This is a genomic window from Aeromonas sp. 75A, assembly GCF_051919425.1.
In the GTDB taxonomy this organism is placed as follows: domain Bacteria; phylum Pseudomonadota; class Gammaproteobacteria; order Enterobacterales; family Aeromonadaceae; genus Aeromonas; species Aeromonas veronii.
The window spans coordinates 2,616,958-2,641,199 of record NZ_JBQBES010000002.1 but is presented as its reverse complement, the minus strand read 5'-3'; the positions used below and the strand labels follow the sequence as shown (position 1 = coordinate 2,641,199).

Annotated in this window: 22 protein-coding genes and 1 riboswitch; of the genes, 9 read left to right on the top strand and 13 right to left on the bottom strand. The window is 56.9% G+C overall.

The annotated features are described in order from the left end of the window. The first annotated feature begins 222 nt into the window (after window positions 1–222). Complete coding sequence (locus ACTG2T_RS12365) at window positions 223–1,458, top strand: winged helix-turn-helix domain-containing protein (RefSeq protein ID WP_330125437.1); 1,236 nt, start codon at window positions 223–225, stop codon at window positions 1,456–1,458. A gap of 2 nt (window positions 1,459–1,460) precedes the next feature. On the opposite strand, the gene ACTG2T_RS12360 is transcribed toward ACTG2T_RS12365, so the two are convergent. From ACTG2T_RS12360 to ACTG2T_RS12335, 6 genes are all read right to left on the bottom strand, one after another. Next, window positions 1,461–2,012 (bottom strand): fimbrial protein, encoded by a 552-nt coding sequence (locus ACTG2T_RS12360; protein ID WP_019445472.1) that lies wholly within the window; start codon window positions 2,010–2,012, stop codon window positions 1,461–1,463. Window positions 2,013–2,023: 11 nt separating this feature from the next. Further along, the gene (locus tag ACTG2T_RS12355) at window positions 2,024–3,052 is read right to left on the bottom strand and encodes a fimbrial protein (protein ID WP_330125436.1); all 1,029 of its coding nucleotides are present in this window, start codon (window positions 3,050–3,052) and stop codon (window positions 2,024–2,026) included. A gap of 5 nt (window positions 3,053–3,057) precedes the next feature. Next, on the bottom strand, window positions 3,058–3,789 hold the full coding sequence (locus ACTG2T_RS12350; RefSeq protein WP_127006036.1) for a fimbrial biogenesis chaperone: 732 nt from the start codon (window positions 3,787–3,789) through the stop codon (window positions 3,058–3,060). Between the two features lie 10 nt (window positions 3,790–3,799). Beyond that, complete coding sequence (locus ACTG2T_RS12345) at window positions 3,800–6,334, bottom strand: fimbria/pilus outer membrane usher protein (protein WP_330125435.1); 2,535 nt, start codon at window positions 6,332–6,334, stop codon at window positions 3,800–3,802. 67 nt (window positions 6,335–6,401) lie between these two features. Continuing rightward, window positions 6,402–6,791 (bottom strand): hypothetical protein, encoded by a 390-nt coding sequence (locus ACTG2T_RS12340; RefSeq protein ID WP_309508207.1) that lies wholly within the window; start codon window positions 6,789–6,791, stop codon window positions 6,402–6,404. Window positions 6,792–6,890: 99 nt separating this feature from the next. Further along, window positions 6,891–7,433: a fimbrial protein gene (locus ACTG2T_RS12335; protein WP_026034942.1), complete on the bottom strand. Its 543-nt coding sequence runs from the start codon at window positions 7,431–7,433 to the stop codon at window positions 6,891–6,893. Window positions 7,434–8,311: 878 nt separating this feature from the next. After that, window positions 8,312–8,398: riboswitch (cyclic di-GMP riboswitch) on the top strand. 91 nt (window positions 8,399–8,489) lie between these two features. Here ACTG2T_RS12335 and ACTG2T_RS12330 point away from each other — a divergent pair. From ACTG2T_RS12330 to ACTG2T_RS12320, 3 genes are all read left to right on the top strand, one after another. Next, entirely contained in the window at window positions 8,490–8,807 is a 318-nt protein-coding gene (locus ACTG2T_RS12330) for a fimbrial protein (RefSeq protein ID WP_139495150.1), read from the top strand. 470 nt (window positions 8,808–9,277) lie between these two features. Continuing rightward, complete coding sequence (locus ACTG2T_RS12325; RefSeq protein ID WP_330125743.1) at window positions 9,278–12,037, top strand: collagenase; 2,760 nt, start codon at window positions 9,278–9,280, stop codon at window positions 12,035–12,037. Between the two features lie 187 nt (window positions 12,038–12,224). Then, the gene (locus tag ACTG2T_RS12320) at window positions 12,225–13,166 is read left to right on the top strand and encodes a SanA/YdcF family protein (RefSeq protein WP_120415349.1); all 942 of its coding nucleotides are present in this window, start codon (window positions 12,225–12,227) and stop codon (window positions 13,164–13,166) included. Between the two features lie 84 nt (window positions 13,167–13,250). Here ACTG2T_RS12320 and ACTG2T_RS12315 read toward each other — a convergent pair whose 3' ends face one another. From ACTG2T_RS12315 to ACTG2T_RS12305, 3 genes are all read right to left on the bottom strand, one after another. Continuing rightward, window positions 13,251–13,865 (bottom strand): superoxide dismutase, encoded by a 615-nt coding sequence (locus ACTG2T_RS12315; RefSeq protein ID WP_330125742.1) that lies wholly within the window; start codon window positions 13,863–13,865, stop codon window positions 13,251–13,253. A 17-nt stretch (window positions 13,866–13,882) separates the two neighbouring features. Next, window positions 13,883–14,362 carry a DUF2753 family protein gene (locus tag ACTG2T_RS12310; RefSeq protein WP_330125741.1) on the bottom strand — a complete coding sequence of 160 codons (480 nt, stop codon included), beginning with the start codon at window positions 14,360–14,362 and terminating at the stop codon, window positions 13,883–13,885. A gap of 175 nt (window positions 14,363–14,537) precedes the next feature. After that, the gene (locus tag ACTG2T_RS12305) at window positions 14,538–15,554 is read right to left on the bottom strand and encodes a chemotaxis protein (RefSeq protein WP_005335957.1); all 1,017 of its coding nucleotides are present in this window, start codon (window positions 15,552–15,554) and stop codon (window positions 14,538–14,540) included. A gap of 201 nt (window positions 15,555–15,755) precedes the next feature. On the opposite strand from ACTG2T_RS12305, the gene ACTG2T_RS12300 reads away from it, so the two are divergent. Beyond that, entirely contained in the window at window positions 15,756–16,475 is a 720-nt protein-coding gene (locus ACTG2T_RS12300) for an SDR family NAD(P)-dependent oxidoreductase (RefSeq protein ID WP_330125740.1), read from the top strand. On the opposite strand, the gene ACTG2T_RS12295 is transcribed toward ACTG2T_RS12300, so the two are convergent. Next, window positions 16,462–18,528 (bottom strand): tRNA(Met) cytidine acetyltransferase TmcA, encoded by a 2,067-nt coding sequence (locus ACTG2T_RS12295; RefSeq protein ID WP_330125739.1) that lies wholly within the window; start codon window positions 18,526–18,528, stop codon window positions 16,462–16,464. The genes ACTG2T_RS12300 and ACTG2T_RS12295 overlap by 14 nt on opposite strands. Continuing rightward, window positions 18,525–18,836 (bottom strand): HlyU family transcriptional regulator, encoded by a 312-nt coding sequence (locus tag ACTG2T_RS12290; RefSeq protein WP_139735494.1) that lies wholly within the window; start codon window positions 18,834–18,836, stop codon window positions 18,525–18,527. The genes ACTG2T_RS12295 and ACTG2T_RS12290 overlap by 4 nt, the downstream gene beginning before the upstream one ends. Before the next feature lie 136 nt (window positions 18,837–18,972). Here ACTG2T_RS12290 and ACTG2T_RS12285 point away from each other — a divergent pair, with 136 nt between their 5' ends. From ACTG2T_RS12285 to ACTG2T_RS12275, 3 genes are all read left to right on the top strand, one after another. Then, window positions 18,973–19,179, top strand: coding sequence for a bacterioferritin-associated ferredoxin (locus ACTG2T_RS12285; protein ID WP_005335965.1), 207 nt, complete (start codon window positions 18,973–18,975; stop codon window positions 19,177–19,179). Between the two features lie 144 nt (window positions 19,180–19,323). Beyond that, window positions 19,324–19,800 carry a bacterioferritin gene (bfr, locus tag ACTG2T_RS12280; protein WP_330125738.1) on the top strand — a complete coding sequence of 159 codons (477 nt, stop codon included), beginning with the start codon at window positions 19,324–19,326 and terminating at the stop codon, window positions 19,798–19,800. 184 nt (window positions 19,801–19,984) lie between these two features. Next, window positions 19,985–20,443 (top strand): methylglyoxal synthase, encoded by a 459-nt coding sequence (locus tag ACTG2T_RS12275; protein WP_005363178.1) that lies wholly within the window; start codon window positions 19,985–19,987, stop codon window positions 20,441–20,443. A gap of 89 nt (window positions 20,444–20,532) precedes the next feature. Here the strand turns inward: ACTG2T_RS12275 and ACTG2T_RS12270 are convergent, their stop codons facing one another. Together ACTG2T_RS12270 and ACTG2T_RS12265 are read right to left on the bottom strand one after the other, a co-directional pair. Beyond that, on the bottom strand, window positions 20,533–21,684 hold the full coding sequence (locus ACTG2T_RS12270; RefSeq protein WP_279624086.1) for an iron-containing alcohol dehydrogenase: 1,152 nt from the start codon (window positions 21,682–21,684) through the stop codon (window positions 20,533–20,535). A gap of 143 nt (window positions 21,685–21,827) precedes the next feature. After that, a complete protein-coding gene (locus ACTG2T_RS12265; RefSeq protein ID WP_019446593.1) occupies window positions 21,828–22,283 on the bottom strand; it encodes a hypothetical protein in 456 nt (151 codons plus the stop codon). A gap of 474 nt (window positions 22,284–22,757) precedes the next feature. Between ACTG2T_RS12265 and ACTG2T_RS12260 the strand changes: the two genes are divergently transcribed. After that, a complete protein-coding gene (locus ACTG2T_RS12260) occupies window positions 22,758–24,230 on the top strand; it encodes a C69 family dipeptidase (RefSeq protein WP_330125737.1) in 1,473 nt (490 codons plus the stop codon). The last annotated feature ends 12 nt before the right edge of the window (window positions 24,231–24,242 follow it).

Genomic DNA, 24,242 nt, shown 5'->3' with positions numbered 1-24,242 from the left:
AAATCCTCCTCCTCAGTCTGAATAAGTGAGAACGATTACATAAACGGCCTTTTTTTGCACATTTTTTGAACCAAATTAATTGGCTGTAGTACCATACCCTCCACCATGCATTTAGTAGGAAAGCTAACCATATGATAATAAAAGAAATTGACGATTTATCATTATTTGAACAAAGACTGCGTGGTGGTAAAATGCTCTCCTTGGCAGTAAGACGAGTCACACATGAGTAACAGAATTTATAAAATTGCAGAGGATATCTTTTTCTCCGCTGCAATATTCCGAATCTCGAAAGGGGACAAGGGCATCAAGCTCAGCAACAAGGAAGCCGAGCTACTCGAAATGCTGTGTGATGAGGCTGGCACTGTCATTCCAAGAAGCAAACTGCAGGATGCCTTGTGGCCAAATCAGGACAATACCGATACCAATTTGAACCGGCAGATACTCTCGTTGAGAAGAAAGCTGGAATCCTTCGGCTTAATGGATGCGATCGATACCATTCCACGGGTTGGCTATATGTTTTGTGCTCCGATTGAGCTCGCTGGGGAAAGTGAAGAACCAGCACCAGCGGAAGAAATTCATGCGCCGACGCCTTCCCCTGCACCTCAAGCCAGGCGGCAATATACTCGCCGCAAATATGACCGATATTTCAGCCCAAAGCGTATTTTGCTGTTTGCATTGCTGCTGGTCTCGCTGACTTCACTAGCCCTCGTCATTTATAACTATGCGACAGCAAATACACTACGCGCTATCAATTTAGGTCAGATTTCTCTCTACATGACCAGCGAGACGGAAAAAGCACTGAATGTGAAAATAGATTCACTGTCGCCCTTGATAAAACCTGTTTCACGTAAAGCTGATGAGCAGATTTCAATTCTGGTTGGAAAAGAAGCCATCAGCTATTTTTCCATCAACAATAGCAGCAGGAAATTATCCGAAAATATCTTCCTGTTGCGTAGCGGTCACCCTGTGGCCGAAGAAGTTCAATGCGTTATCACAACCATGAACCAGCAGGGAAATAATGTTTCCAACAACTATTACAATAATCAAGAAACCACAGTCAGATATCACAGAGATTGTCAGGCACCAGACAACTGGGTAGAAATGACCAGAAAGAGTAAATATATTGTGACTATGAACAGAGAAATAGTAGTGGCCACCGTGATAGCCACTGACAATCAGGGAAAGACACTGTTCAATCTGGATTCTGTTGGGGATCTGGAGCGGGATAATAGCGATATTTCGGTCGAGATAAAAAATACCATTGTCAATTTCATTGACCAGCAGGCGCTGACCAATAACGCTCTGGTCGCCACTCTGGTCGCGGCGCTAACGCCCCCCAAACAAAAAGCCAAGTTCATTCAATTGCCCGGAGGTATTTACCTTTCCAGTTATCTAGGTGGCGTCATCACCTGGCCTAGCCATGGCAATACAAAAGTCATCCAGCGCAACGACTTCTGAGTTTACTCATAAGCAACGATGAAATTGGCGACGGCAGAATAGTCGCCAGGCTGGATGTTCTTGGCGGTCAATGCCGCCGGATGTCCTTCGACTCTGGCAAAAAATTGCAGCTCATTATCTGCCGCACCACCTAGCAGATAGCCGCGGGAGGCACTACCCAAATTCAGAGGTGATTGAGCCACGTCATACAGGCGGATGCCTGCCCCCCTGGCAATCCCGGCCGTGAATGCCAATCCGCCGCTGAGTTCGGTATCCTGCGAGCCAGTAAAGGTCACCTTGGCCATGCGGAAAATACCCGGCTTGCAATTGGTCAGACGAATGAAGAACGGCACTAGCTGTCCGACTCCGTTGGCATAGAGTTCCTTCACGTCAACTACCCCCATCTCGACCTCCTGATCAAGGGATTCAGGAGAAACCACACATGGCTGATCGATGATCCTGCCATGGAGATGAACCGTATTGCCAAGCAATTCCAGGTCATTGCTGGCACGAGGAGCCGCCGTCACGGCCAGCATCGGGCAAAGCGCCAAACCTATCCACAATGTCCGCAACATATTACAAATCCTCACTGGAACTCGGCAACGATGGTGGCAGTCGCATAGAAATCGCCCGCCGGAATATCTGCACCTGCTGGGGTTACCGGTGCCGCGATAAAGCCCCAGTCACCGATATTTCCCTGCATGGAAACCGGATAGAAGGTATTCAATTTCAGCTGAGAACCATCCAGCTGTTTGAATTTTATCCCTAAATCGGAAATAACATTTCCACCTTGATAGCCATCCCGAGTTGTCCGCAGATAGTCTTGACTGAAAGAGGTTGGTTTTCCAGAAATACCAAGATTGATCTTCAAAGCATCCCCTTCGAAAACACCACCACGGCATTGAAATGTCAGCGGAACCGTCTTTTCAAAGTTATTTCCATCCAATCCTGATCCTGGCAAATCACCAAACTCTACTTCAATCGTCTGCCCACCATTGATCACGCACTCTTCTGGTACATATAAAATTGCAGATGTAATCGTAATCCTAGACATTGGCAAACTATTAAAGTCTGTCGTTGTAGCCCCTAGACGACCATACATCTCTACAACTTGACGATCTGATATTTGCACACCATTAATTATTTGTTTTCTCACGCGAAAAGTTACCTTTCCACGGCTACCGCTTTCGAAATTATTTATTCTTGTCTCTTTCCCTTTAGTACAAGAGTAATTTGGGTAATCGTTACTTTCATTCGGAAATGGGGCTGTAACAAATTTTTTCTTCCAACCAGCTATCCAAATTTCGACTTTCATATCCAAAAAGTCATTTAGTTTTACAAAACCATCACCAGCTTGAGGCAAGCCATCAGTCATTGTCGCTTTATAGTACACTGGAGATTGTGGAATGCTTCTATCTGGGCAGGTAACGATACCTGAGTATTGCCCTCCCAAATTCCACTCAAATGCTTTGGTAGTAAAACCAGGTCTGTTTTGAATGTCAGCCTTGTCCAACGATATATAGTAATCATGGGTTGGGTTAGGCGTCACATAGCCATTTGCCAATGCCGTTCCTGCCAACAGCATAAGACTTGAACAGAAGATGGAACGTAGCATAAGGCTTACTCGCTCTTCACGGCTTTACAGGCATTGCCTGCGCACTGGTATTTGATATCCATATATCCGCCGTAGTCATTGACATAGCTGATCACAAATTCGTTGCCCAGGGTTTCCGGGATAGTGACCGTCAGCTCTGACTTGGGAGAAACCATAAAGGCGGAGAAACCCTTGATAGTGGTCCGCTCCTTGCCCTGCGGATGACCTAGGCCCACGTAGGTGATGTAGTAAGGGGTCGGGTTGTTGACCTTGAGGGCTTTGCCCTGCTTGGTGATCAGCACCTGATCCTGCCAGACGGCTCCACGCTCCGGCAGAATAGCCTCGGGGCGGTAGAACAGCTTGATCTTGGACTGCACGGCAATCTGCATCACGTTGCTCTTCTCGCTCTTGGGCGGGATCTCGCGCAGGTTGAAGTAGTAGATGGACTCACGATCCTTGGGCAAGCTGTCGATGGCCGGCACACTGGCGATGCGCACGATGGACTTCTGGTTGGCATCCACACGCTGTACCGGCGGCAGCACCACGAAGGGAGAAGAGATCTTCTGGCCTTGGGCATCTTCAATCCAGGCCTGCGCCAGGTAAGGCAGCTTCTGGTTCTCGTTCTTGATGTTGAGGCTGATGGACTTGGCGCCGCCCGGATAAACGGCACGAGTACGATCCAGCACAATGGCGGCACTGACGTTGAGTGAGGTCATGCCAAGCGCAGCCAGACAGATATAAGAGAGCAGCTTTTTCATCGGTATCCCATTACTTGCAAGTGAGAGTCTTCATCGACAGATCGGTTACTTGTTGCGGCGCCACTATCTTGCACTGGCGGGCCCCGCCCCAGGAGAGTTCAAACGCTTCATTCGGTTTCACCCCGGTCAGATAGACCAGGCCATCTTCATCCACCACCGAGAGCACACGGCCGGAATCCTTGACGACGGTGGCACCAAACGGCGGCACTGAGCCATCGGGTAGTCTGACATTGGCCAGCAGCTTGAACCCTTCCGCAATTTCGAAAGCATTATACCCAATTGCGCCCTCGGTCAGGGTCCCCTGCTTGATGGCATTCATCGCATCGATGTCGTCGCTCAGCTGATCCACATCGACCCGGGTGTCGCTCTTGCGATAGTCGGTCATGTCGCTGATCACCGCGACGCCAAAGCGGTTGGTCACGGCGCGGCCATTGTTGAAAGAGACGCCGGAGGTATTATCGGTATCCACCATCATACGGGTACCGCCACGACGAGTCGCCTGGTGCAGGGCTGCACCGTGCTGGGTCGCCGTCAGACCGCCACGCAGGCTGGCACCAACCGAGGTGTATTCGCTCTGCACGCTGTAGGCATTGAGACTGACCGCTCCGATGTCGCTGTTGTGGTTGTAGTAACCCCGCGCCACGGCGTGGCCATTGCTCTGCACGCCCGCCCCCAGCTGATAGGTATCATCCGGTCGGCTGTAGTCCTGATAGGTGGCCAGGTGGGTCACCTTGCCGTTGGAGGACTGCACGCTGTATCCCGCGCTCTTTCTGTCCCCTATTGGCACGCTGAGGGTCAACATGACGCTCTTGTCATCTTCGTAGTTCTCGGTCTTGGTCTTGTAGGCCGACACATAGACGGAGACATCCTTGAAGCTGCCGATGTTCACGTTCTTGTTGATAGTGAGGCCGTAGCGATCCTCTGCCTCGTGATCCCAGTAGGTTCTGTGGGTGTAGTCCAGATAAACCGTCAGCGCCTTGGCTGCATCCTCCGCCCAGAAGGTCTTGTTGGCGGTAATGGTGTAGAGCTCCTTGTCACCCCAGGTATTGTAATCATCGCTCGAGGTCGTAGTGTTGTTCTCCAACCGATCCTTGTTATTGAGGAACTGCGACATGGTCATGAAGTCATGTTGGGAGAAGCGATAACCTGCGAAGGTGATCGAGCTGTTGTATTCATCAAACTGCTTGGCGTAGTTCACCCGTACCGACTGGCCAATCTTGGTCGACAGGCCCGGCAACTTGGCGATGGACTGGGTCAGGTCGGCGGAAATAGCGCCGAAGGCATAGAGATCACGACCGATACCCAATCCCATGGAGTTGTATTCACCCGCAATCAGGCTGCCGCCGTACAGCGACCAGGAGTTCGCCACCCCCCAGGAGAAATCACCGGTCACAAAGGCAGGGCCGTGCACATCGTGCACCGAATCCGTCTGTTCGGAAGGTGCACCAACCGCCAGGTTGTATCGGACATAGCCAGGGCGAGTCAGGTAGGGAACGGTTGCCGTGTCTACCTGGAACGAATTGACACTGCCATCTTGCTCCTCTACCCGCACATCAAGGCGGCCGCGCACCGAGCTGTCCAGCCCCTGGATGCGAAACGGGCCCGCCGGCACGTTGGTTTCATAGATGATCCGGCCGGACTGGGAGATGGTGACCTTGGCGTTGGTCTTGGCAATACCGCTCACTTCCGGCGCATAACCCTGCAGACTAGGCGGCAGCATGCGCTCGTCATTGGCCAGGTTGACGCCGGTATAGCGGAAACCATCGATTAACTGGGAGTTGAGCTGCTGCTCACCCACTGTCAGCTTGGCGGCCATGTTCGGCAGCGGACGATAGGCATAGATACGGTTCAGCTCGGTCGACGTCCGCTCATTATCACCCCAGTAAGAGCTGGCCTGATAGTCACCCCGCAAACGCCAGGCGCCGTAGTTGAACCCCAGCGTACCATAGCTGCTGATGTTGTGATTGGAGTAACCATCGCCTTCGTTGACCTGGGCATTGATGTTGTAATCCAGCATCATCCCCGGGATCCCTTCATCCCATTGCTCGGGCGGAATCCAGTTGGGATCGCTGTACTTCATCCACGCCTGAGGGATGGCAATGCGCAGCAAGCCGTTACCGATATCGTTCGAGATCACTACGCCGTCCAGCGCCAACAGGTTGGCACACTGGCCATCGTGCCAGGTATCGATCTTGGCGATGGCCTCGTCGGTCAGCGCCAGCTTGGGGATCACGTCTTGCGGCAGGCAGGCCAGCCCACCCTTTCCCTTGCCAGTATCGTTCTCGTAGAAAGGGATTTTCTGCAGGGGTAGCTTGTTCTTGTTGACCTCAATCTCGAGGTAGTAGTCGCCGGGCAGGATGTAGCCTTCGTCGGCAAACTGGGAGAGGTCGATCTTGGTCCGCTCATCCAGATCGAGCGCATCAATATTAAACTCCGTTTCTGCCCATGCGTGATTTGCCACCGCCATCAGGCCGGGCACGCATAGCATAAAAGCCATTTTTGAATAATGTTTTTTTCTCACAGAGTCTGATGTTGAAACGCTCATATTTTCACTCTAGGAATTGCATAAAGGTCTCACGTAATGAGGTATCTACACTAAGCAATTGGTTTGCTTACATATAATTGAGTTCTAACAGCGTCGTACTGTCCGGAAGAAACAGCTGACTGCTGATGAGCCCCAAATTGAATTCCAGATCACTGTTGACGATATCCGAGACAATAAAGCGCTCACCGGATACCTTGTGATATTGGCCGTTATTGAGAATGCCCAGCTTATCGCTCATGGCACCACGCACGGACATGGAAATAAAAGGCAGTGATGCCACCGTCGCCCCGTCAACCTGACAACCGCTGATTTTCAACGTACCCGGTTGCTGAGCCTGCAGCGGAATGCTGCGCAGCACCTTCAGCGTACAGCCCGATTCGGCTAGTCCATCCGTGAGTTCGTTGGCGTGGACTGATCCCGCCATCATCACCAGCTGCAGCACCATGGCCGCCATCATTGAAGTTTTCATGATTAGGGTTCGATGTGAGGAAACAGAATGTGTGAAGTTGTGGTGGCTCGCACCACCACAACCCTTGTCACACGTTAAGGCACTCTATTACTCGTAGGAGAGAGTAAAGTTGGTCACTGCAGTGAAAGCACCGGCTTTCAGCGGGTTGGTGTCTTGTTTTGCATAGCCTTTCAGCACGGCGCTGAACGGCAGTTCGTTATCACCATTAACCAGGGTAAAGGCTGAAGTCGGAGTACCCAGCACGATCGGAGCACCACCCGGAGCGGTCATCTTGATACCGGCACCCGCGGCGTCACCACCACCGATCACCAGCAGGCTGGAATCTACCGGGTCTTTGGCACCGCTGAAAGTCACCTTGACAGCATCTTCGGCGTCGGAGATTTCACAGTTCAGCAGCTTGATGCTGAACGGCTTGGAGTTGGACTCACCACCGTTGGCCAGCTCTTTGGTGCTGATCTGGCCCATTTCAACTACCTGGTCAACAGACTCAGGGGCTACAGAGCAAGGAGCGTTGATGATTTCACCGTTAAAAGTGACTTTACCGGAACCGGCACCACCAGCAGCAAAAGCGGAGCCGCACAGCAGCATGGAACCAACACCCATAGCAACCAGAATCTTATTAGCTTTCATTCGTTTATACCTACATTAACGTGTGTTGTACTGCATCACTCCAATCATGCTGGAGTCACGATATTAAGTGATGCCGCGATATACTGCACAGCAACTGTTGGCGCTCGTCTCTCATTAAGCCGATGAGAAGTCATGCCAATAATAAACTGTGCCTCTTCAGGTTTATTTAAATAAGCAAAAGCAGCACACCGCATCAGGGGTAGTTCCCGCTACACCTCAACTGCACAACTACATACGTCCTTGTCGTCTGTGCAGAAAGCCGCATTCCGCTTTTGCTTGACGAACAAATTAACGACTCGTTTGATGCACATCAAATACATTTTGATTTGTATAAATTTTTTATAAACACATAAAAAACAATGAGTTAAGGCAACAATAAAACATAAAGCGAGATCATGAAATAAATAAAGTTCATATAAAGGACATCTATTGTAATATTGTCAGACTATGAATTTAAAGTCGCACACAAAACTCCAACAAAAACACAACAAAGACAACCTATCTATTTTTGATAATAGTTATCAACCACTTCATGAATCGCCCCCTAAAGAGGTAATCAGGTAATCAGGTAATCAGGTAATCAGGTAATCAGGTAATCAGGTAATCAGGTAATCAGGTAATCAGGTAATCAGGTAATCAGGTAATCAGGTAATCAGGTAATCAAATCATTGGCAGCCCACACATAAATATACATCTACTACATTACATATTAATCATAGATATGACGCGCTAATATAGAGGCTTGTCCGCAATATTCACAGGCAAGATTTGAGATAAAAAATAAATATACGTTATTAATTATGCAGACTAACTGTGATCCATCTCTCATGATTTTTAAGCCGATTGATTTCTCAAAGTGGAGTGTTATCATCTAGACATAGAGTAAAGGGCAAACCGATCGAAAGGTCGGGACGCAAAGCCACCGGTCTAAGGGTTTTGATACCTAAGACAGCGGAGCTGCCATCTGAGAAGAGTGATGTTATTGCCGATTTATGGCATTACTCTTTGATTGCGTTGCCCTTTTCGTACAACACCTGTGACGAAAAGGACATAGATATGAAAGCTCAACACACCGCCTCCCGTTTAGTTCGCAAGACAGTTTTCTCTGTATGCACCTCCTTGCTGCTTGGTACCACCTTGTTGCCATCCACTGCTTCTGCTGCTGATGGTTCAGTGACGTTTACTGGCACTATCTACGAATCTCCATGTGATTTTTCTGACAGCAGCGTGACCTGCTATTCAGGCATCAACAAGCAAACCATGCCTTTGGCTCACTTGCAGCAAGCTGGTCAAATCAGCTCAATTAGCAGCACTATCAGCTACAAAGTGACCAATGCCAGCAACATGGCGATCGTGACCGTCAGCTATCTCTGATGATTCATCTGTAGTGACGCTGAAATTGGCGCGAAACAGATGAGCAGGTGGTGTTGAAAGCAACTCTTATCAGGTCGCCTGTGCTACCCATACAGGCGGCCAATCTCTTTTCATCCCGCCTCCTCACGAACAAATAGCTGGCTTTGCTGATTGAGTCACCAGTCATCATCCGCCCAGATAATGTGGCTTAAGCCATAGGGACATCTCGCTTTTCCTGGTCATTTGCTGCATGTCTCGTGTTGATTAAATGAGATCTGACACACACTTTACACAACTAACAACTTCTTCAATAAAGTCGCATGTGAGCCCTCACTACGGCAGCAGGAGTTCAAAAACAGCAAGCATATCAATCAACGCTATATCATTGATTTATATGTCATTTAAAAAATCGTTGATATTCTTTTGAGTCCCTGTAAATTGCCTTGCGATTACTCGCAAGACAATACACAAACAAGAACAAAGGGATAAAAATGAACCGTTCAGGTACCGGGTGGCTGCTGCTGGCAGGCCCCCTGCTTTTGGCGACATCCTCGGCGCAAGCCAACTACTCCCCCAATGACTGGCGACAGTATCAGCTGACTGGCGAATCGAGCCGGCAACTGGCCGCACGCATCACCGAGATCACCTACGAGCTCAAGGCGCGCAGCAGCAATGCGCCTTACCAGCAGCTTAGGGTCTACCGTCGCTTCGACTGGCAGAGCAGCGATCTCGCCGCACTGACCGAGCAGCAGTGTGGCGAGCCGCAGCTCAAGGTAGATGCGGGCTGGCAGATCCGCTTCGTGCGCTGTGAAGATCGGATTCCGGCGGGCAAGCTCATTCCCGCCAGCAGTTATGACTTCGGTTATGGCCTCAAGCAGGGTCGCTGGGAGCAACTGGCGGGCACGCCGACCGCCCAGCGGCAGGATCGTCTGCCGCTGCCGCAAGCCATCATCCTGGGTCAGAGTGAAAGGGAGCTGGATCGCTGCGAACTCAACGCACAGGGCCGCTGCGCCGAGTCGGAGTGGCACTATCAGCCGCAGGATTGGCAGCAGTTGCAGGTACTTGAAGAGACCCCGAGCGAGCGGGATGGCCGGTTGGAGCAGATCTTCTTCCGTCTGCAACCGGTGGCAGGCAGTCAGGCTGCCGCTCAGGTCAGCGAGATCCATGTCTGGCGCCGCTATCAGTGGCAGCTGGATCAGCTCACGCCTCAGCAGGAGTGTGATGAGCCGCAGGAGCGCAAGGAGGGGAGCAACACCATCCGCTATCGCATCTGCCGTCAGGTGATCCCCGCTGGCAGCGAGGTTCAGGTAACGTTGCAAGATAGCGGCTACCAATACCCGGTCGCCGGCGGCGAGTGGCAACCCCTGCCAGAGAGCAAAGCGTGGCAGGAGAGCCGGGTGCTCAATCGCCCCATAGTGCTGGCCAGCAAGGAGGAGCAGCTGGAGTGCCGGCGTGCCAACGGTCGTCTCTGCTCCGAGCCCGAGCAGCCCGATGTGGATCTGCTCGACAACGATGCCGCCAAACTGGTAGCCGACGTGAGCGGCCAGAACAGTCCTGCCTGGCAGGCGGATTACGGCCACGATGATGCCAAGCTGATGGCGGTGGTACGCGGCATGCGTGCCCTGCTGGCGGCCAACCAGCCGACCCATCCGGCAATGGACAAGCTGCTCTACTATGTGCGTGCCCACAACTACTACGGTGGCGTTGGTAAAGAGAGTGATCAGGCCGCCCGGGCACTGGCCGGGGTAATGATTGATCTGCTTAACCACCCCCTGCTGCTGGGAGCTGAACCACAGGATCAGGCTGGCACAGTGCTGGAAGCCTGGAGCGTGGCGGCGCAGGGACAGCTTGGCCAAGCCGCCTTCCGCCAGAGTGCCGCCCCCATGCTGGCCCAGCTCAACCAGGCGCTCGGCTATGCGGTGCAACATGCGGAACAGATCAATGGCCACAAACCCTGGGCCGATGGCCTGTTCGAGCTGCTCAATCTGGTCGATCAGAGCGCCTCTTACGGTCAGCAGGCTGACTTCAGCGCAGCTGTGCTGCAGCAGGAGGCGGCATTGCGCCAGAGCCTGCTGCAACTGGGCCTGAGCGAGCTGGCCCTCTGGAAACAGCGCGATGGCTCACGGGATCTGTTTATCTTCAACAACATCCTCGATGCCCACAGCCGCCTCTATCAGATGATGCGCTACCTCCATCACACCAGTCCGGATAAGGCGATTGCCTATCGCCAACAGCTGGATCGCGATGTCATCGCCATCATGCGCCAGCAGGGGCTGATCCCGGGTGGACAGCATCCGGCTGCCATGCTGGAAGAGGTCTCCCTGACCCTCTCCAGCTACTACCTCACCTACACGGATCGCACCAGCGAAGCCTGTGTCAGTGGCGAGTTCGCCGGGCTTTGTACCCCGATCCGCATGGAAGATATTCTGCCGTTCGAGCACACCTGCTCGCCAACCCTGCGTCTGCGCGCCCAGGATCTGACCCAGGCTCAGGCCGAAGGGATCTGCCGCGAGCTGGGTGATGAAGAGCAGCGCTTCCACCAGCAGATGGAGACTGGCTGGCAACCGGTGGCCGATGACCACAACGAAGCGCTGGAGCTGGTGATCTTCAACTCCTCCGCCGACTGGGGCCGCTACGGCAGCGCGCTGTTTGGCGTCTCCACCGACAATGGCGGCATCTATATCGAGGGGGATCCGGCTCGCCCCGGCAATCAGGCCCGCTTCTTCGCCTATGAGGCGGAGTGGAAACGCCCTGCCTTCCAGGTGTGGAACCTGCGCCACGAGTACGTTCACTATCTGGATGGTCGCTTCAACCAGTACGGCAGCTTCGGCCACTATCCGCTCAACCGCACCACTTGGTGGGCCGAGGGAATTGCTGAGTACATCGCCCACGGCCAGTGCTTTGCCCGGGGTCTGGATAACGTGGCAAACCGCCCTGCCAACCAGCGCCCGACACTGGCGGCGATCCTCCACCTTGACTACGACCAGGGTGGCGAGATGGTCTACTCCTGGTCCTATACCGTGCACCGCTTCCTCAACGATACCGGTCGCGGCGCCAGCTGGCTGGCGCTGGCACAGGCGCTGCGCAATCCGGATCGGCAGCAGGCGATGAGCGACTTCGAAGGGGAGATGGACCGGCTGATCGCCAACGACAGCGACGCCTATCAGGCGTGGCTCGCCCGGGATCTGCTGCCCTGGTGGCAAGCCAACAAGGAGTCAGACGCCTGCAAGGGTAACGACTCCGCCCACTGATAAACCTTCACCGACCAGAGGGGCTGCCACCGCAGCCCCTCTCTTTATCCTCCCGCTCTCCCGGCCTCTGCTGCGACAACCTCTGCCCGAATGAGGTGCCCGCCCGTTATCAAGCCTGACGCCAGCGGCCGAGTTGTAATAGAATGCCGATAGCCACTCCCAACTTCAGACCCTGACCGCACCGCGCATGAAGAAGTTTGCCAAGATCCTCCTCGCCTGCCTCGTTTTGCTGCTGGCCCTGATTGCCATGCTGCTGGGCTACAGCGAGTGGATCGTCTCGGATGCCCGTCACTACACCTACGATCGGGTAGACAAGGTGCCCTACAACCGGGTTGCGGTGGTGCTGGGTACCTCCAAATATCTCTCCGGTGGCGGCCCCAACCACTACTTCAAATACCGCATCAAGGCGGCGGCCGAGCTCTACAACAATGCCAAGGTGGACTTCATCATCGTCTCCGGTGACAACGCTACCGTGCAGTACAACGAGCCACGCCAGATGCGCCGCGCCCTGATCAAAGCGGGCATCCCCGCCTCCGCCATCTATATGGATTTCGCCGGATTCCGCACCCTCGACTCTGTGGTTCGCGCCAAGGAGGTGTTCGGCCAGGAGCGCTTTACCGTGGTCTCCCAGGGCTTTCACAACGAGCGGGCCATCTTCATCGCCCGCCATTTCGGTATCGACGCGGTTGGCTTCAATGCCGAGGATCCCAGCGCCTATCAGGGGATCCGCACCCGGGTGCGGGAAGTCTTTGCCCGCCTGATGGGGCTGCTCGACCTCTATGTGCTGGACAAGGGACCCAAGTTCCTCGGCGCTCCTGTGCCCATCGGTCTGCCTGTGCCTTGCCAGTCACTGAGCACCATCGGCAGCCTGCAACCCTGCCTCAAACAGCCCAAACCGGCGGTGGATGAGGCCAAGCCAGCGGCAGTTTCTGCCGCGGTTGCCACCGAGTCGGCTACTCCATCTGCCGCGACTGAACAAGTCACTCCTGCGTTATCTGCAGCGGCAGCCACTGAGCCGGTCACTCCCGCCAAACCCGCGGCACAAACCACCGCCGAGATGCCCAGCGCGGCCTTGCCCACATTGCCGATGACCCCTTCAGCCGCCAGCGTCAGCACTGCCACACCATAAACAGACGACCCGCCAACTGGCGGGTCTTGTTATTACAGCGCGGGTTGTGGCGGCTGTACTGCAAACCAATTCCCAGCGACCAAGTCAGCCTCGCACCGCCTGATAGCGGCGGGCCACTTCGGCCCAATCCACCACCTGATAGAAGGCTGCGATATAGTCAGGGCGCTTGTTCTGGTACTTGAGATAGTAGGCGTGCTCCCACACATCCAGCCCCAGGATCGGGGTATGGCCATGCATCAGGGGGCTATCCTGATTGGCACTGCTCTCCACCTGCAATCTGCCCGCCTTGTCCACCACCAGCCAGGCCCAGCCGCTACCAAAGCGGCTCAGGGCAGCCTGAGTGAAGGCCTGCTTGAAGGCATCGAATCCCCCCAATTCCCGCTCGATGGCAAGAGCAAGCTCACCGCTCGGCTCACCGCCCCCCTGCGGGCTCATCACCAGCCAGAACAGGGAGTGATTGGCATGGCCGCCACCATGGTTGCGTACCGCCCCCTGCAGGGCGGTTGGCAGGGTGTCGAAGCGGCGCAGCAGCTCCTCTACCGGCAGTACGGCCAGCTCGGGCGATCCTTCCAGCGCGGCGTTGAGGTTGTTGGTATAGGTCTGGTGATGACGGCTGTGGTGGATCTCCATGGTCATTGCATCGATATGGGGTTCCAGTGCGTCGTAGGCATAGTTCAGGGCTGGCAGGGTATGGCTCATGATGACCTCTGTTCGGATTAATGGAGCCGGGATGAGGGCTCGCTCTGACACAGGCAGTGACCGAGCGAGCGCATGATCCCGGCGTGGCTGCCGTGGCGCTGTACGAACGTCAGCAACTCGGCACGGGTTGTGCGGGTATGGCGCAAAGCCGCCTCTCGCAGGCGAGAGGAGCAAGCGGGGGAGTGACAGGTCGCCAGCAGGCAGTCGTGCACATAGTAGAGCAGGTCGGCGGCGCGATCGGGCAGGGTCATGGCCACCAGCAGATCCGCCAGATTGTGGTGAGCCACAACCAGCGCAGCCACCGCCTCATCGGCGTCATGCCACTGCACCAATTGCTGACGAGCCAGCCAGAGCGCCTGCTGATAATGGGCCAACGCCTGATGATACTCGCCGCAGTCAAACAGCCGGTTGCCCTCTCGGGTCTGCTGTTTCCAGTGACTCATGCTGCTGCCACCTTCGGTCGACTCGACCCACCCCTTCACCCAGGTTGCTGTCATATGCTTCACACCAACAAATGATAATAATTATCATTACATGAATCATATCCGGGAGACAAGGGGCGTCGGGATCGCAGCAAACAGCCAAAACAGCGCGGCCACCCCTTGGCAAAGAGTGGCCGCTTGAGGCAACCGGTCAGTGGATTCGACCGGCCAATGGCAAGTTAATGGCAGGTCAGATGTTGTTGGCGGGCGAAGGCGGGGCAATTCCCAGCAGCATGTGATCCATCATCCCCACCATGCGCCCTATCTCGGGCTTGGTGATGGTATCGTTGGCCCCCAGTTGCAGCGCTTTCTGACGGTTGTCATCGCTCATCAGGGAGGAGAACATCACGATGGGCATCTCCTTGTAGGAGGGGGTATCCCGCAGCCGCTTGAGCAGGTGCATACCATCCATGCGCGGCATCTCCACATCGGTGATCACCGCATTGACGAAGCCGGTCACCGGCATTCTCTCCTCCTGGGCCAGACGATCGAAATCCGTCATCATCTCCAGCCCCTCGCCGCCGTCCTTGGCCGTAATCACGTTGTAGCCAGCGGTGCGCAGGGTGGTCTCGATCATCTTGCGGATAAAGGCCGAGTCGTCCACCACCAGAATGGTTTTGCCCTGACGCAGCGCCATCATGCGATCGTCGATGAGCACCTTGCGATCCTGGGTGACGTCGTACTTCTCCATGCTGAGCTCGGGGTTGATATCGGCGATGATCTTCTCGAAATCGAGGATCATGATGAGGTTGCCATCACGCCTGACCACGGCCACCACGCAGTCGTTCTCCCCCGCCTCCAGAAACTGGCTGGGTGACTCCACATCCTCCCAGGATACCCGGTGGATCCTGCTGACACTATCGATCAGGAAGCCGTTGGCCATCTTGTTGAAATCGGTGACGATCACCACCTTGTGGCTGGGGTCTGGGTTGGTCTTGATGCCGAGCCAGCCCGCCAGATCGACCAGCGGGATGAGGCGATCCCGCAGGGAGAATACCCCCACCATATGACGCTGGGCATTGGGGTAATCTGTGGTCTCAGGCACCCGGATCACCTCGCGCACCTTGGCGACGTTGATCCCGTAATAAGCGGTTTTTTCACGGCCGTCCGGTAGCTGCTTCTTGAGGTGAAACTCGATGATCTCGAGCTCGTTGGTGCCACTTTCGGTCAGGATAGATTTACGCTCTTCCCCATCTTTGGACATCATGGTGACTCTCATTCAGGTTGCGCGGGCAGCAGACCGCTGCGGTTTTCTTTCAGTATAGGAATGGAATTCACCCAGCGGCTCGGATCTCGGCAAGATTGCATCGTTAACCGCTTGATCCCGCAGGCTGGCGGGATCGTACCTGCCAATCAGGACAACATTGGCGGATGGTGAAATCCATCATGCACTCACAAGGAGCCTGAGATGAGTAAAGGTATCGTCGTGATTGGCGCTTCTGGCGGTATCGGGGCGGCTCTGGTGACACACTGGTTGGCGGCGGGTGTCGGGCCAGTGATTGCCATCAGTCGTCATCCCGCACCAGCAGGCGCCTCTTCGCCAGCCCTGCACTGGCTATGTTGTGATTACAGCGATGAGCAGATGGCACCTGCGGTAGCCCGCATCGCGGAGTTGGCGCCGAGACCCCATCGGGTGGTGATCTGCAACGGCATCCTGCATCAGGGGGAGATCCAGCCGGAGAAGCGACTCGAAGCAATCAATCTCGATGCCATGACCCGCCTCTACCAGACCAACGCCCTGCTGCCGCTGCGCTGGATCAGCCAGTTGTTACCGCTGTTTGGCCGCGAGCCTTGCACTCTGGCCGTTCTCAGCGCCCGGGTCGCCAGCATTGGTGACAACCGAGCGGGTGGCTGGTATGGCTATCGCGCATCCAAGGCCGCCCTCAACATGCTGCTCAAGTGTGCCGCCATCGAGCTGGCCCGGCGGGCCCCAGGCGTCAAATTGCTGGCCTTCCATCCCGGCACCGTGGATACCCAACTCTCCCGCCCGTTTCACGCCAATGTACCGGCGGGAAATGTGCAGAGTCCCGAACTGGTCGCCGACCATCTGATTAACCTGATGAACCGGCTGCAACCGGATGGCGAGCTGAGCTTTCTCGACTGGCAGGGTAAACCTATCGAGTGGTAGAGGAACTCAAGAGACGCGCCAGCAGCGCCCGCAACCTCTTGGTCACGGCGGGCTTGCCCGCCAGTTGCAACCTCGCAGCCAGTCTTCCCCAGTCGGCATATTGCCAGATGGCTGCGATCAGCAGATAACGCTCTTCAGGAGTCAGTGAAGCCAACACAGCCAGATGGCGTGCCAGCCACAACTGCAGGCTACATTGGCTCAGTTCAAACGGCTTGTGATGCAGGGCAAAGCATTCAATCTCGTCGCGCTCGAACTCGCCAAGCTCAGCCGCGGTGACGGTGCTGCCTTGCAAACATTGCCATACCAACTCGGGATCCAGCTCGCTCAACTCGCCCGCCAGCAGGGTCGGCAACTGGCATACAAAACGCTGCTGCCACAGATCCAGCTCGGGCTCATGCTCGGGTTTCAGCGCTTTGAGCAGCAGGGCTGCGTGGCAGCCGCTGGCCGCATCCCGCTGCAAGCCGATGCGCAGCACCGTCAATCCAGCCTTGCGCCAGAAAGGGAGCAGGTCGGCGCTGGCCGAAAAGGCAGAACCGAGGTAGTCGATCCCCGCCTGACGATAATGTTCTTCCAGCCTGCCAAGCAGCAGCGAACCCAGTCCGTGCCGGTGCAGCTCGGGGTGGATGGCGATACGCATCACCCGGGCGTAGCTGCGCGCCCCCGCCGTTTTAAAACCGGCGTGGGCCAGCAGCGACTGGGGCAGCAGATGGCCGCGCGGACGGCGGCGACCGGCCCATATCGCCTCGGCCAGCTCGGGATCTATCTCCCCTTCCCGCGCCACCAGCGCCACACCCAGCAGGCTCGCATCCTGCTCCAGCAGATGGATGTCGAGATCCGGGCTCTCCAGCAGGGATCTGAGATCGCTCGGCGTAGTCTGGTAGTGAGCCAGCACCAGCAGGCCGAACAGCTGGTTGAGCAACGTCTCGTCGCTCTCCAGCGCCTCCTGGTTGACCAGACGCCAGCTCGGGCTGGTCGGCGGCAAGGGAGTTGCCACTTCGGCATTGAGGCCGAGCAGACGGAAAATCAGCGGCTCCAGCGGATCACGCTCACTCCAGCGAATGGGTTCAGAGAGGCGGATCTCCTGCCACTCCGGGGTCTGGCTATCGAGCACCCGTTTGAAGCGCAGGTGAAAACCGCGCCCCGTCCCCTCGTAACCGTGCTCGGTAGTGGCAAACACGATGCGACTGTGGCGGGCCAGTATGGCCTCGAGCAGCGGGGTCGGAATGGCGGCCGCTTCATCCACCAGCAGCAGATCGGGATTAATCGCCTCGTGCACCAGCCGATCCGGCGCACAGTAGCTCAGCCCGGTCAGCTGTTCCGGCGTAGAATCTAGCCCGCAAGCGGCGTGGGCAAACAGGGTCGCCACCGTTGCCTGCGAGGGGGCCGTAACAACTATGTTCAGCCGGGGCTGCTGGCGCAGCAGCTCGGCGGCAGCCAGGCCCAGCAGCGCACTCTTGCCACGACCGCGGTCGGCACTCAGCACCAGCGGCCGGCGGCGATGACCGTGCAACACCTTGTGGATAGCAGGTAGTGCCTGTTCCTGATCGCAGCTCAGTCTGCGTTCGGGCCCAAGCGGTTGCCACGGCTGCGAGCAAACCGGCGGCCCCAGAGAGAGGGCTGGATCACCTTCCAGCAACCGCACCAGTCGGGCGATAAAGCCGTGGCCGGCCCGGCTCGCCTCTTCCGGCTGGGCCACCAGCCGGATCCGGTCAGGATCCGGCCATGCAGGCCACTCTACTCTTGGCGGCGTCAGCAGCAACAGCAAGCCACCGGCGCATAGAGTGCCTGCCAGCGCCCCGAAGGCATCGGGGTGAAAGCCGCTGAAGGCATTGAATACCAGCGTGTCGCACTCCTGACCGAGCCGCTGCAGCGCCTTGGCAGCGGGTTGAGGGGCATAGCACTCGGGCCCGGCACCCAGCCAGAAGACGGTCTCGCCGAGCAGGGATTGGGCGCGGGCAATGCACTCGGCCTCCTCCCCCTCCAGCCAGATCAGTCGCCGCTCACCGGCGCGGGCCAGCGCCTCGCGCAGCAGGGTGACCTCTTGCAGTGTCATGAAGCTTGGCTGTCAGCCGGTTTGCGGGGCTCGAACATGCGATCCCCCATCTGATCGATAAAGGTGTGGGCCTTCTGCACCATGAAACGCTCGGCATCGGCCGGATTGGCAAACAGATCGGAGCGGATGAAACGGTGGGTTTGCAGCACGCCGTCCAGCTCCTTGGTGATGCGGCCCGCCAGCCGATACTGGCCACCTTCTGCCATGGGTTCCGGATAGATTAGATAGCCGGCATATTCGGTCGGGGTCACTTCCACAACCTTGGTCGGCTCGCCCCCGAACAGGGCGCTGAACAGTTTCTTGAGCATGGTGATCTCCTCTGGTTGCCAGCATTGTCCCCAAGGGGTTGCACAGTGGCAAGCAGGGGATCTTATTACCAATGGTTATTTGCACTGCGAACCATTCTCATTTAGATTTCATCTCATTCCACAAGAGGTGACCATCATGTACGTCTGTTTGTGCCGCGGCATCACAGATACCCAGATCCGCAAAGCGGTGCAGTCAGGTAAAAGCGAATTCCGCCAACTCAAGCAGTCGCTCGAGGTGGGCGCCCAATGTGGAAAATGCGTGCGCATGACCATGGAGATCATTGCCGCCGAGCTCGACAAGATGGAGCAGGAGCAACCCGTGCTCTACTACGAAGTGGCCTGATCCGGACACCTCTTTTCTGATGCGACCCGCCAACAGGGTCACCTCTTTTCTCAGGCGAGCTGGCTCGCCAGACCCCTTGTTGTCACTTTTCTGGACTAAACTCTAACGATCGGAGCCTCAGGCACGAACCAAGGAGCACTGTCGATGAAAGGAGATCCCAAGATCATTGCCCACCTCAACAAGGTGCTGGCCAATGAGCTGATTGCCATCAACCAATACTTCCTGCACGCCCGCATCTACGATGACTGGGGCCTCAAGGCGCTCGGGCACAAGGAGTATCACGAGTCCATCGATGAGATGAAACACGCCGACGAGCTGGTCAAGCGCGTGCTGTTTCTCGAAGGGCTGCCCAATTTGCAGGATCTGGGCAAGCTGCGTATCGGTGAAACGGTGGAAGAGATGCTGCGCTGCGACCTCTCGCTGGAGATGGATGCCATCCCCGACCTCAAGGTAGCCATCGCCTATGCCGAGTCGGTGCAGGACTACATCAGCCGCGACCTGTTCCAGGAGATCCTGGAGGATGAGGAGGAGCACGTGGACTGGCTGGAGACCCAGCTAGACCTTATCGATCGCATCGGGCTGGAGAACTACCAGCAGTCGCAACTGCACCACGGCACCTGAGCCAGCAGGCCAGCAAGCAAAGAGACCCGCCAGCGCGGGTCTCTTTATTTGGACCGCCATATTTGAGTCGCATGACCCGAAAACTTTTCGACAGGATCACAGTTAATACGCCCGACACAGCATCTGTCATGGCTTTCGATTAGGATACGACTCTCTTCCAATAACAATGCTACGGACGATTTCCATGGAACAGATTGCACGCGAGATGGCGCCCCACAAACGGGTGGCACTGGTGGCTCACGACAACATGAAGACCCCCCTGCTGAACTGGGTGATGCGCCGCAAGGAGGAGCTCAAGCTCCACCATCTCTATGCGACCGGGACCACCGGCACCATGCTCGGCAAGAAGGCGCAGCTGCCCATCACCTGCCTCTTCTCCGGCCCCATGGGGGGCGACCAGCAGCTCGGCGCCCTGATTGCCGAAGGGAAGATTGACGTGCTGATCTTCTTCTGGGATCCCCTCAATGCGGTGCCGCACGATCCGGACGTGAAGGCGCTGCTGCGCCTTGCGGCGGTCTGGAACATCCCGGTCGCCACCAACGAAGCGACCGCCGACTTCATCATGGACAGCCCCCATATGCGGCAAGCGTTCAGCGTACAGATCCCGGATTACGCCGGTTATCTGAAGGCGCGCACCGAGTGATCGGCTAACCAGTCATGCAAGAGGGCCGCAACAAGCGGCCCTCTTTAATTGGGAAAATGAATCAGCCAGGGACACAAACCGGCGCCGACTTATAGCGCCCGGGCGAGAATGCGTGCCACCCGATCCGGGTCGATATCCTGCTGCTCACCGAGCGCGGTGCGCCCCACCCGCTTGAGGTTGGAGCAGACCGCCGGAATGCAGCTTTCGCTGAGGCCATAGTCGGCAAGCCGGGTCCCCAGTCCCATCTTCTGGAAGAACTGCTCGGTACGGATGATCGCCTCCTCGATGCGCAGGGCCTTGTCCTCGCGGGTCGAATGCCACACCCGCTCGGCGAACTGAGCCAGCTTGTCCTGCTTCTGGCTCGCCCGCTCACGGAGCAGCGAAGGGAGCACCACCGCCAAGCTCTGGCCGTGGTCGAGCCCGTAGAGCGCCGTCAGTTGATGGCCGATGGCGTGAGAGGCCCAATCCTGCGGCACCCCGCAACCGATAAGGCCGTTGAGCGCCAGACTGGCCGCCCACATCAGATTGGCCCGCACCTGATAGTTGGTCGGCTCCGCCAGCGCCTTGGGGCCGTTCTCCACCAGCACCTGCAGCAAACCTTCCGCCAGCCGATCCTGTACCTCGCCTCCCACCGGAAAGGTGAGGTACTGCTCGGCAATATGGACGAAGGCATCCACCACTCCATTGCCGGTCTGGCGAGGCGGCAGACTGTAGGTGGTCGCCGGATCGAGCACCGCAAATTGCGGCTGCACCAGCGAGCTTCTGAAGGAGATCTTCACATCCCCGCGGCTCACCACCGAGGTGGGATTGCTCTCGGAGCCGGTCGCCGGCAGGGTCAGCACACAGCCCATCGGCAGCGCCTTGTGCACGCTCGCCTGTTTACCGCAGATATCCCAGGGATCATCCCCCTCATAGCAGGCGGCCGCCGCAACAAACTTGGTGCCATCCACTACCGAGCCACCGCCGACGGCTAGCAAGAAGTCGATGCGCTCGCGTTTCACCTGCGCCACCGCCTCCATCAACAGCTCGAATCTGGGGTTGGCGCCGATGCCGGAAAACTCCTGCCACGTCACCCCTTCCAGCGCCCGGGTCAGCTGCTCATAGACGCAGTTTTGCTTGATGCTGCCACCGCCGTAGAGCACCAGCAGCCGGCTGCCGGGCGGGATCAGTTCGGGCAGGCTGGCGATCTGCCCCTCGCCGAAACAGATACGGGTCGGATTGGCATATTGGAAGTTGTACACGGCGGACTCCTCGACTGGCTCAATGCGCGGACATTGTGCGCCTGTGGGGAGGTGAGGTCAAAAGAGGTGGCAGAAGCTTGCCCATCGGCGGTCGACACTGGCCCATCGGTGCCGACCGGGTAGATCTCAGAACAGCGGCAGGATCAGGCAGTTTTGGCCTCATCTTTGGATGAGCTCTTCTTGCCGGTCAGACGATCCATTGCCTCTTTCAGCATCGCCTCTCGCTGCTCGTTGAGCGGCTTGCTCTGCTCCGCCCGCTCTTCCGGCGTCAGCTTCTTGTTATCGGCGATGGTCTTGAGCTTCTCTTCGATCTCGTTGAACTTCTTGCGATCGAAACCAAGCGCCTTGTCCACCAGCTGCTGCACCACGCCCCCCTTGTCGGAGCTCATATCCAGCGCCGGTGGCAACTTGTTGTTCTTGGCCAGATGTTCGTAGGTCAGCACCTGCTGGGCCTGGCCGGTCATGCGCTGGGTGGAGAGGCTGACCATCTCCTCCCAGCCACCGCCCTGACCGCCGCTACTGGCACTGTTGAGGGTAGCGAGGGCACGGTTGTTGGATGCGCTCTGGGCAAGCTGCTGGCTGTAGGGTTTGATATCCATGGGGGCTCCAATTCAGTGCGCATCTGCGGCAATGGGCACAGGCTGATCCGGTCACATGGGGCGTCAGGCCCCACCATTATCAATTAAACCAGCAAGTTACAGGCCAACTTGTCAGATGTTGCAAGATCCCGCGCTATGGCGGATCTCACCACGCCCCACACGCAAGGCTGGCGTCAGAATCATGACTCATCTGCTGCCGGTTCACGCTGTTTTGGCACATTTCGCCGTCCGCGCACCACGACGCCAGAGAAAAGTCAGGAACAGCAGCTCGATCACAAAATAAACAACCACTCAGGAATACAATTTTGGCGCACATCACAACCAGCCAGCCGTGTCATGGATGATCTGTTCGAAAAACCAATAACAGGCAGACCAATCTGCCGTGCTCACTCCGCTGCCAGTTCGGAGTTGCAGCCTCCCCACACCTCATCCCCTCGCCTGACTCTCACTCACCGCAACCCTTCGGGTACACCTATGAAAAAACACACCTTGAGTCTTCTCTCTGCCACCCTGCTCACCCTGCTTGGCACCAGTGCCGACGCCTGTACCGGCCTCATCGTCGGCAAGGGGGCCAGCGCCGACGGCAGCGTGATGATCGCCAGAAACGAGGATTTTGGCGTCAACAACTGGAACAAGTACCTCGCCTTCCGGCCCGCGCAGCAGAACGAGGGCAAGGTCTGGAGGCTGGGCAACGGACTGGAAGTGCCGATGCCAAAGGCGTTTTTCGCCTACTCAGCCATTCGTGACTGGGATGCCACAGCCAGCGACCCCGACGGCAAGTATTACGAGGAGCGCGGCATCAACGAGTTCAACGTCGCCATTTCGGCCACCACCAGTGCCGAGGTCAACGACAAGGCCCGGAAAACCGATCCGCTGATCGAGAAGGGAGTGATTGAAGCCATCATCCCGACCCTGATCCTGCCGCAGGCCAGGACGGCCAAAGAGGGGGTCGAGCTGCTCGGCCGCTATGTGGAGCAATATGGTGCCGGTGAGGGCAACAGCCTCTATCTGGCGGATGTGAACGAGGCCTGGCTGATGGAGATCGGCTCCGGCCACCACTGGATCGCGGTGCGGGTGCCGGACGACAGCTACGCCATGGTGGCCAACGGCCTGCGCATCCACGGCGTCAATCTCGACGGCGCAGATGTGCTGCACTCGCCCAAGCTGCTGGAGTTCGTACGCGAACACAAACTGCTGGATAACGCCGACCCGAAAGAGTTCAACTTCGCCAAGGCGTTCGGGGTCATCGCTGACCCGTATAACGTGGATCGGGAGTGGCTCGGCCAGAACATGCTGACGGCCTCCCACAAACAAGCGACCCGGCAGGCGCAATATCCGCTCTTTATGAAGCCGGATGCCCCCATCGCCGTGCCGGACGTGGCCAGGGTGCTGAGCGCCACCTATGACGGCACACCGCTGGCCGGCAAGGCGGAGCGGCCGATCCGCGTCGATCGCCAGCTGGAATCCCACGTCATCCAACTGCGCAAGGAGATGCCCAAAGAGCTGCAGGGGCTCATCTGGCAGAGCTATGGCGTGCTGGCCGAATCTGTGATGGTGCCGCTCTACAACGCGCTGGAATCCTACCCCCTGCCCTATCGCACCGGTAGCGACAGCTACTCCGATGATTCCGCCTACTGGCAGTTCCGCAGCCTGACCGCGCTGGCCAGCACCGATCCGGACAAGTACCTGCCGCTGCTGCGCGGCGTCTGGAGCAAGGAGAGCAGCAAGCTTTACAAGGAGGTGGCATTGCTCGACAAGAGCCTCAAGCAGGCCTACGCCAGCGACAAGGCTACCGCCATCGGGCTGGCTGCCGACTACTCCTATGGCCAGTTGGAGCAGACCTATCAGATGGCCAAAACGCTGCGCTACAAGCTGATGACGGATCTCACCAAGCGCAGCGAGAAGAAGTATTCGCCGGAGGAGTTCAAGAAGATCATGAGCCTGTGACCGGCTCGCCAA

Bases quoted from the DNA above. Each gene is read 5' to 3' on its own strand.
- ACTG2T_RS12275 (WP_005363178.1), top strand. From the start codon at position 19,985: ATGGAACAGATTGCACGCGAGATGGCGCCCCACAAACGGGTGGCACTG.
- ACTG2T_RS12305 (WP_005335957.1), bottom strand. From the start codon at position 15,554: ATGATGTCCAAAGATGGGGAAGAGCGTAAATCTATCCTGACCGAAAGT.
- ACTG2T_RS12315 (WP_330125742.1), bottom strand. From the start codon at position 13,865: ATGAGCCATACCCTGCCAGCCCTGAACTATGCCTACGACGCACTGGAA.
- ACTG2T_RS12345 (WP_330125435.1), bottom strand. From the start codon at position 6,334: ATGAGCGTTTCAACATCAGACTCTGTGAGAAAAAAACATTATTCAAAA.
- ACTG2T_RS12350 (WP_127006036.1), bottom strand. From the start codon at position 3,789: ATGAAAAAGCTGCTCTCTTATATCTGTCTGGCTGCGCTTGGCATGACC.
- ACTG2T_RS12265 (WP_019446593.1), bottom strand. From the start codon at position 22,283: ATGGATATCAAACCCTACAGCCAGCAGCTTGCCCAGAGCGCATCCAAC.
- ACTG2T_RS12295 (WP_330125739.1), bottom strand. From the start codon at position 18,528: ATGACACTGCAAGAGGTCACCCTGCTGCGCGAGGCGCTGGCCCGCGCC.
- ACTG2T_RS12360 (WP_019445472.1), bottom strand. From the start codon at position 2,012: ATGTTGCGGACATTGTGGATAGGTTTGGCGCTTTGCCCGATGCTGGCC.
- ACTG2T_RS12310 (WP_330125741.1), bottom strand. From the start codon at position 14,362: ATGACAGCAACCTGGGTGAAGGGGTGGGTCGAGTCGACCGAAGGTGGC.
- ACTG2T_RS12340 (WP_309508207.1), bottom strand. From the start codon at position 6,791: ATGATGGCGGCCATGGTGCTGCAGCTGGTGATGATGGCGGGATCAGTC.
- ACTG2T_RS12260 (WP_330125737.1), top strand. From the start codon at position 22,758: ATGAAAAAACACACCTTGAGTCTTCTCTCTGCCACCCTGCTCACCCTG.
- ACTG2T_RS12300 (WP_330125740.1), top strand. From the start codon at position 15,756: ATGAGTAAAGGTATCGTCGTGATTGGCGCTTCTGGCGGTATCGGGGCG.
- ACTG2T_RS12320 (WP_120415349.1), top strand. From the start codon at position 12,225: ATGAAGAAGTTTGCCAAGATCCTCCTCGCCTGCCTCGTTTTGCTGCTG.
- ACTG2T_RS12325 (WP_330125743.1), top strand. From the start codon at position 9,278: ATGAACCGTTCAGGTACCGGGTGGCTGCTGCTGGCAGGCCCCCTGCTT.
- ACTG2T_RS12365 (WP_330125437.1), top strand. From the start codon at position 223: ATGAGTAACAGAATTTATAAAATTGCAGAGGATATCTTTTTCTCCGCT.
- ACTG2T_RS12335 (WP_026034942.1), bottom strand. From the start codon at position 7,433: ATGAAAGCTAATAAGATTCTGGTTGCTATGGGTGTTGGTTCCATGCTG.
- bfr (WP_330125738.1), top strand. From the start codon at position 19,324: ATGAAAGGAGATCCCAAGATCATTGCCCACCTCAACAAGGTGCTGGCC.
- ACTG2T_RS12355 (WP_330125436.1), bottom strand. From the start codon at position 3,052: ATGCTACGTTCCATCTTCTGTTCAAGTCTTATGCTGTTGGCAGGAACG.
- ACTG2T_RS12330 (WP_139495150.1), top strand. From the start codon at position 8,490: ATGAAAGCTCAACACACCGCCTCCCGTTTAGTTCGCAAGACAGTTTTC.
- ACTG2T_RS12285 (WP_005335965.1), top strand. From the start codon at position 18,973: ATGTACGTCTGTTTGTGCCGCGGCATCACAGATACCCAGATCCGCAAA.
- ACTG2T_RS12290 (WP_139735494.1), bottom strand. From the start codon at position 18,836: ATGCTCAAGAAACTGTTCAGCGCCCTGTTCGGGGGCGAGCCGACCAAG.